The organism is Streptomyces sp. NRRL F-5630 (assembly GCF_000719475.1).
Classification (GTDB): domain Bacteria; phylum Actinomycetota; class Actinomycetes; order Streptomycetales; family Streptomycetaceae; genus Streptomyces.
In genome coordinates this window covers 1-320 of record NZ_JOGO01000218.1, presented here as the reverse complement: position 1 = coordinate 320, position 320 = coordinate 1, and the positions used below count along the sequence as shown (strand labels likewise).

The window sequence follows — 320 nt, the reverse complement described above, 5'->3', positions numbered from 1 at the left end:
GTGTTTTCGAGGAGGTGTCGGGGTCTTCTTCGTTGAGGGAGGTCGCGGGGGCGGATGTGGAGGCGCCGTGGGGTGATGCGGCGTATGCGGTGTGGGGTGAGAACGATCCGGGTGGTGTGCGCTTCCCGGATGGGCGTGCGGTGGGCGCCGAGGAGTTCGCGGCGGAGCTGGCGGCTGACCCGGAGCTTGCGAAGCTGCCGAAGGACATGCCGGTTGTGCTCGTGGTGCCGTATCTGGCGAATGAGCGGAATCTGGAGTTTTTGCGGGCGGTCGCGAATCGGTTGGGGCGGCCGGTGTGGGCGGCCAGTGGTGATGGTCGT

At 67.2% G+C, this 320-nt stretch carries 1 protein-coding gene; it reads left to right on the top strand.

The window, feature by feature from the left end:
• Positions 1 to 320: hypothetical protein (locus IF99_RS31485; protein WP_037828391.1), on the top strand; the 320-nt coding region annotated here is incomplete at both ends.